The 6,049-nt window shown below is 47.6% G+C and carries 4 protein-coding genes; all 4 read right to left on the bottom strand.

Annotated elements, in window-relative coordinates; translation table 11 throughout:
* Window positions 1–357: 357 nt before the first annotated feature.
* Window positions 358–1,266 (bottom strand): DUF808 family protein, encoded by a 909-nt coding sequence (locus tag BIY29_RS19285; RefSeq protein WP_121576637.1) that lies wholly within the window; start codon window positions 1,264–1,266, stop codon window positions 358–360.
* 310 nt (window positions 1,267–1,576) lie between these two features.
* Complete coding sequence (locus BIY29_RS19280) at window positions 1,577–2,494, bottom strand: amino acid ABC transporter substrate-binding protein (protein ID WP_121576635.1); 918 nt, start codon at window positions 2,492–2,494, stop codon at window positions 1,577–1,579.
* Between the two features lie 14 nt (window positions 2,495–2,508).
* Complete coding sequence (locus BIY29_RS19275; RefSeq protein WP_205680382.1) at window positions 2,509–3,372, bottom strand: amino acid ABC transporter substrate-binding protein; 864 nt, start codon at window positions 3,370–3,372, stop codon at window positions 2,509–2,511.
* 141 nt (window positions 3,373–3,513) lie between these two features.
* Window positions 3,514–5,682: a bifunctional diguanylate cyclase/phosphodiesterase gene (locus BIY29_RS19270; protein ID WP_170158983.1), complete on the bottom strand. Its 2,169-nt coding sequence runs from the start codon at window positions 5,680–5,682 to the stop codon at window positions 3,514–3,516.
* Window positions 5,683–6,049 lie beyond the last annotated feature (367 nt).

Genomic DNA, 6,049 nt, shown 5'->3' with positions numbered 1-6,049 from the left:
AAACCACACTGAGTATTGAAATTATTTACTTTCGCCATATAACTATATTTTTCACAAGAAATATGCTTCTTATTTAAAATTATATGAAAAGGCATTTATACTCTCGCTGCCTGGCACCGGATCTCAAAAATTAAAACCCCCTGATTGCTGATACAGGCAAACAGCAGGCCGGCGGTTATTCCGCCCTGATGTTACCCTCGGCATATACTCATCATACTTCATGTTGCATGTGTGTTGACTGTGTTACTCGGCCCATCCGTGAGCCTCGCCCGTAAAGGGTCAACGCTTTGCGTTGCTCAAAACGACGACCTTTTGTCCTACAACTCGAATTATTTAAACTATGTCGCCGTTTTTAACTTACTTTTTCCCCCGTAAGCGGGAGATGATGGTTACGCCAAACAGTACGATGGAACCAACGATAAAGCCAATAATCAAATTTGCCAGATTTGCGGTCAACACAGAGACAACGCCACCGAACCTTTCACCGAAAGCGGTTACCGCATGATGTAGCAGCGGCACGCCATGAACCACAATGCCGCCGCCGACTAAAAACATTGCCAGCGTACCGACCACAGAAAGGACTTTCATCAGCCAGGGCGCAGCCACCAGCAGTCCCGCGCCCACTTTTTGCGCAACGGTTGATGTTCGTTGTTCAAGCCACATGCCCAGATCGTCCAGCTTAACGATACCAGCCACAATGCCATACACCCCGACGGTCACCAGAATGGCGATACCGGACAGCACGATAATCTGATTGAGCAATGGCGATTCCGACACAATACCCAGCGTAATCGCAACAATCTCCGCCGAAAGGATAAAATCGGTACGAATCGCCCCTTTCACCTTGTCATTTTCATAAGCTGCGTCGTTGGACTGCGCCAACGCAAGTAATCGTTGCTGTCGAGCCTCCGGCGTATCCTGCGCTTTATCGTGACGCAAACTGTGCATCACCTTTTCCACCCCTTCATAGCAAAGGAAGGCGCCGCCGATCATCAACAAAGGCGTAATCGCCCAGGGGATAAATGCACTGATAAGTAACGCCACAGGCACCAGAAAGAGCTTGTTAAGAAAGGAACCTTTCGCAACACGCCACACCACGGGCAACTCTCGGTTAGCCTTAACGCCGCTCACCTGCTGGGCATTCAGAGAAAGATCGTCTCCCAATACGCCAGCCGTCTTTTTAACCGCCATTTTTCCCATCACCGAGATATCGTCCAGCAGCGTGGCGATATCATCCAGCAGCGTCAGTAAACTTGCTCCAGCCAAAGTGTATTCCTTATTGCGGTTCATTATGTTGACAGCAGGGACAGACCTGCACCTCAGGAACCAGCATAGCCGTAATTCCCGCAGAATCCTACTCGCCCATACGGTAAGCCCGGCTGTTTCGCTGTCTTGCACCGCATGGCATATTTCGCACAGCGATATATAGCGTAAAAACATTCTCATCTCCACATGGATGAGATCCGCGATTGATGCAACAGCGTCTGTTTAAAGACTCTTCAATCCTAAATGACCTATTAAGAATTATTATATAAGGAGACGTGTCGGGGACGATTGCGGGTGAAGCAGATAACGACTATTCCGCGCTGGCGCTACTGGCAGTCAGAAAAAACTGCCTTAGTTTTTCACTCAATGGAAGATTAAGGTTGATCTGGAGCCCAGGCAGCGGCTGAGTAAACCAGCGCGCATAAATATCATATATTTCATTACTGGCGTAAATCTGCCGCAGCGCAGCATTTACTGCGTGGTGAAAATCGTCATCCTCAAGTCTCATCATAAAACCATATTTTGCATCGTCATCAATGACTTCATCGGATATAACATAATCCTGCGGGTTGGGCGTGCTGGCGATCATGGTGCGCAGCAATATATCGTCCATAGCAAAAGCGGCGACCTGCTCCTGGCTAACCATGTCAAAAGCCTTCTGGATAGTATCCGTGACCACGGTGGAGAGATTCAGCTTCTTTTCCCGGTTGACCCGATTGATCTGACTCGCATTGATCGTCCCAAGGACAATGCTGATACTCCTGCCGCGCAGGTTATCCAGCGTATGTAAATTATTTTTACGCAGGGAAACATAGCGTGTGCCCACCAGAAAGTAGCTGGTAGAAAATGCGACCTTGCGGCGACGTTCTTCTGACGAATTGGTACTGGTCACGCATTCGATATCGATAGCGTTATTATTGACCAGTTGTATTCTATTGGCCGACGTTCGAAACACATACTCGATATTCAGCCTATCCAATCCGAGCCGGAGCCTGAGTGCTTCAGAGATACGTTTGCACAGATCGATCGAATAGCCGATAACCATCCCGCCTGGTCCGACATAGGAAAACGGCGGTTCATCCCCATAGCCGATCCGGATCGTCCCGGTCTGCCGGATCCGCTCAAGCGTGGGATTGATATCGGCAGCCCGAGACAAATCGCTGGCCGTAGCCGCGAGGATGAACAAGACAATAAGAAAATGACGTAAGCGCTTGTCATATCCGCACATCACTCATTTCTCCTTTAGTCGAGGTAATCTTTCGGCTGTGCCAAAACCGCCTTAAGACTTTGTGGCATAGGGAAATGAAGATTGACGCCATCTGGCGGGATCGGGGAAAGAAACCATTTGTCATAAATGGCATTGATTTCTCCCTGTGTGAAAATATATCGCAGTTCTTCATTTACTACCCGCCTGAAAACCAGATCCCCTGGCGGCAACAGAATGCCATAGGGTTCAGGGCGACTTAAATAATCGTCTGAAAGAACGAAATCGGACGGATTGGCGGAAGACGCCACCAGCCCCGCCAGCAGGATATCATCCATAACAAAAGCAGATACCTTACCTTGCGCCACCAGATCGAAAGCATCCTGGTTCAATTTCTTCAGCACCACGGAAATATTGAGCTTCATCCGTATATTGGCCGCATTCAACTGTTCAAGATTGACCGTACCACTGCTCGCCGAAACGCTGCGCCCGGCTAAATCTTCAATACGTCTGATACCGGTACGTTTCAAGGCGACAAAACGGGTGGATGTCACAAAATGCGGATAAGAAAATTCAACCAGCTTGCGCCTTTCACGATTATTGGTCGTGGCGGCACATTCAATATCAATCCCACGGTTATTAACAAGGGCAAAACGCGTAGCCGTTGTTACCGGGACAAAAACAATCTGTATGTCATCCTGCTGTAGATATTTTTTTATTCTTTCCACAATACGTAAGCAGAGATCGACCGAGTAGCCGATAATCTTACCCTCAACCTGATAGGAAAACGGCGGTTCATCCAGGCGGTGGCCTATTTTTATCGTTTTAGTCTGCGCAATTCTCGTCAGCGTGTTGTCCATTGGCACGTCAGCCATTGCGGGCGGTAGCAACAACAGGCACATAATGACAATAATCCTCCCTCGCCTGGCGCTGGCCAGGCAATAGCGGCATACCTCATTGAAAATGGGTAAAACTATTCGGTATATCAGGGTTGCATATTCGTTTCTCAGAATCAGAAAACACGTCGATAAATACCGCATAGTTCAACCTATTATTGCCGTTACCGGTACTGCTTCACCTAGTCGGTGGCCCTGTACATATTGACAACCTGCATGACGCAACAGATCCAGTTGCCGATCGGTTTCCACGCCTTCTGCTATTGTTTCCATCCCCAACTGGTGAACCAGACTAATGATGTTGCCTACAATAATACGCTTCGATTCACTCGTTTCCAGACCGGCAACCAACCCTCTATCCAACTTCACCCGGCTAAAAGGAAAATCTGCAAGACAGTCCAGCGATGCATAGCCCGTTCCCAAATCATCCAACGCAATACCGATGCCCAAGGCTTGCATCTGCTGCAACACCGGCAGTGCTTCTTTACGATCCAGCAAAACAGACTCTGTTATCTCAAGCTCAATACGGGAAGCCGGCAACCCGCTTTGTTCCAGAGCACGGGCCAGGATTTCGGTTAGCCCGGGATGGTGAACCTGGATCCCCGATATATTCACCGAAACCCGTTGATTAGCGGAAAAATACAACATGGCATCAGCACAGGCCTGCTGGATAATCCACTCTCCCAGCCTGACAATCAGCCCGGTTTTCTCCGCCAGCATAATAAAAGTATCCGGCATCAACAATTCCTGGGAAGAATGACGCCAACGAACTAGTGCCTCATAACCCACAATGGTATTGTCCGAAAGACGAATCAACGGTTGATAGTAAAGTTCGAACTCATTACGGAACATTGCGCCTTCTATATCCAGTTCCTCGGTATTTGACATCGAGTTCGGCATAACCATTCCATATTCAAAATATTGATAATTATTCCGTCCATTACTTTTAGCCGCATAAAGCGCCAGATCGGCGTTCTTCATCAGAACGTGGGATGTTTCGCCATGCAAAGGCGCACTTGCGATACCAATACTGATCCCAATGCTAAACTCATGCCCATGACAGTAAAAAGGCGCTGATATTGCCATAATAATCTGTTCTGACAGCTGCCGCGCTTCCTGTATCGGCTTATCCCTGTTCTGCTGGAGCACAGCAAACTCATCACCGCCCAGTCGTGCAACCACATCCTCGCTACTGAGCAGTGAGGAGATACGTTCGCTGACATTGATCAGCAATGCATCCCCCACCAGATGGCCGTAGGTATCATTTACGTTTTTGAAATAGTCGAGATCGAGCAACATCAGATTAAAACGCGCGTTTTTCGACTTCAACCGGGCAATGGCATTTTCCAGAGCGCCACTGAAAAAAGTACGGTTAGGAAGGCCGGTGAGTGGATCATGGTGAGCCATGTATTCCATTTTCTGTGCGGTTTCTTTTAGTTGCTGTAGATGGTCCCGCTCAACCATGGCCTGCCGCAGTTTTTCGATGGCAACGGACAGGTGGCCGATTTCATCATCTCTGCGCAGGAATGGCGTGGTAGTTGCAGTATCGCCATGCGCAATACGCGTCAGCGCCTGAATCAACATCGGAACAGAATGAAAAAACTGTCTCATCAGCAGAGTGATAAACAGCCCCGTCAGCAACAACACAATCCAAAGGGCGATAAGGGAATTGCGCAACATGGCGTTATGAGTCCGGTAAAGATCCTGCTTCTCGCCGATACTGCTCACCAATGCGCCCAACATGTTTCCCGATGGGGCCAACACCGGAAGCACGCTGGCAAAATAGGTCTTACCATCAATGCGAACAAAACCAGTGAAAATGTTTGTCAGCATGTCCGGCTGCACGCGTTTGTTTTCTTCCAGCTCCAGGATATGGCCGTCCGCTGTACCGTTAGCATCCGTAATACTGACAAATCCTTCTTCTTCACGGTAATGAAACAGCCAGACACGATTGTTGGTCTGCATAGCCGCCAGAGAAAGCACGTCTACAGGATTAAATCCCGTCAGCAAAATGGACTCATCGTCTCCCAGAAAATTTTCAGTCACAATGCCGGTTGTCTGGCCGGAAGCATCCATACGGGCTGCAACCGACGTATATATACTGCGGACAATATAACTCATGATATGCGCATTGGTATCGGCCTGACGCCGCCACTGTTCCTGCGAGTTTTTGTCGACAATAAACCAGCCCGCCGCGGCCCCGACGCCATATGAAAAAATAATACCGGTCAGAAAAAATAAGGTGACTCTCCCCAAGATCGAACGGTGCCAACGTTGCCGCCGATGCAAGGAAGCCGGGCCTTCTTCATCCGGCATTTCTCCATTTAATTCCTCAGTTACTCTGATTCGGGATACCATCAGCCAAAACTCTTCATCCGTTGCAAGTATTTGTTTAGTTAGTAGTCAAAAACACAATGTATTGTTTTCAATAACAACAAAAAAAAAAGAGCAAACACACTGGAACTTTTTTCTATTATAGATTTTATTGAAGAATTACTTTTTTATGCACCTGGCGGATAAATGAATAAATGAAATGCCCTTTTCACTCTCTGTTTATACCATCAAAAACAGAGTCTACAACACATTATTTAACAGAAGTTGTCGTTATGGCAGAAGAAAACATTTTTCGTTAAAATAACAAGTTAATATATTTACAACACTTGTTTGGAGAAAATAATAAATA

This window comes from Brenneria alni (genome assembly GCF_003666245.1).
Lineage (GTDB): Bacteria > Pseudomonadota > Gammaproteobacteria > Enterobacterales > Enterobacteriaceae > Brenneria > Brenneria alni.
This window is presented reverse-complemented; position numbering and strand designations above follow the sequence as displayed.